Below are 1,187 nucleotides of genomic sequence, written 5' to 3'. Positions count from 1 at the left end.
TGAGTAACCGTCTTCGAAGTCAAGCGCAATGAAGCGACTTGTCCCAAGGTTTTCCAGTGCGCACCATGGCGTTGAGCGTGGTGAGCAACTTGCGCATGCAAGCGACCAGGGCGACCTTGGGCAACTTGCCAGCGGCCTTCAGACGCTCGTAGAAGGCCTTGATGGCCGGGTTGTAGCGGGTGGCCGTGAGCGTTGCCATGTACAGCACGCGGCGGATCTCGAAGCGCCCGCCTTGTACGCGCCGCCTGCCCTTGCTGCCGCCGGAGTCATTGGCCATGGGCGCCACGCCCACCAATGCAGCGATCTCGCGCCGGTTCAGCCGGCCCAGCTCTGGCAGCTCGGCAATCATCGTGGCACTGGCCACCGGGCCGACTCCCGCAGCCGACTGCAGCAGCGTGTCGAGCTCCCCAAAGTGCTCGCGCACATGCGTGACCATCTGCTCTTCGATCTCATCGAGCTGCGCCTTGATCGCCGCCTCGATGGCCTCGATGCTGGCGTGCAGCTTCTTGGGCGTGATCTGCAGCCGTTGGCGCTCCGAATGGAGCATGGTCAGCAACTGGCGCCTGCGCGTGACCAGGGCCGCGAGCCACTGCTGGCGCTCATCGGCCAGGGGGCGCAAGAAGCGCTGCAGATCGTCGCGGCGCAGCAGCACCGCTGCCAGCTCGGCCAGCGTGCGCGCATCCACCGCGTCGGTCTTGGCCAGGCGTCCCATGGATTTGGCGAAGTCGCGCGCCTGGCGCGGGTTGATGACCGCCACGGGCAGGCCTGTGGCCTGCAGGGCACACGCTAACGCGGCCTCGTAGCCGCCGGTGGCCTCCATCACCACCAGACCCACGTCCAGGGGCTGCAGGGCAGCCGCCAGCGCCGAGTGGCCTTCGGCATCGTTGTCAAACCGCTGGGCGCTGCTCTTGGCACCCAGCACACAGACATCCACGTGCGCCTTGGCCACGTCGATGCCCACCGTCACTGAGGTAACAGACATGATCTTCAGATCCCTTGCTTGTGCATGCGCGCTCAATCAAGGCGCGCGTAACCGTTCGGGCTTCACGAAGACCAGCGCGGCGGCCATGCGTTCTGTACTCAGTCACGGGCTCTATCACCCCAGCGCCTACCAAACTGCACGGGCCGGTCTGGCCGCCTCAACGGCGTTCAGACTCTACCGCGCTGGTCTGGTTTAAAGATACAAG

The 1,187-nt window shown here is 65.5% G+C and carries 1 protein-coding gene; it reads right to left on the bottom strand.

What is annotated here, in order from left to right:
- Positions 1–19 precede the first annotated feature (19 nt).
- Positions 20–982, bottom strand: coding sequence for an IS110 family transposase (locus OX89_RS08510; protein ID WP_011804582.1), 963 nt, complete (start codon positions 980–982; stop codon positions 20–22).
- Positions 983–1,187: the final 205 nt, after the last annotated feature.

The sequence above is a fragment of the Diaphorobacter sp. J5-51 genome (assembly GCF_001023515.1).
Lineage (GTDB): Bacteria > Pseudomonadota > Gammaproteobacteria > Burkholderiales > Burkholderiaceae_C > Diaphorobacter > Diaphorobacter nitroreducens.
Note: the sequence above shows the minus strand (reverse complement) of the source record. Positions and strands in the feature narration are given on the sequence as shown.

What these genes read in the sequence shown, in the direction of transcription:
- OX89_RS08510 (WP_011804582.1), bottom strand. Translation starts at nt 982, where the DNA reads ATGTCTGTTACCTCAGTGACGGTGGGCATCGACGTGGCCAAGGCGCAC.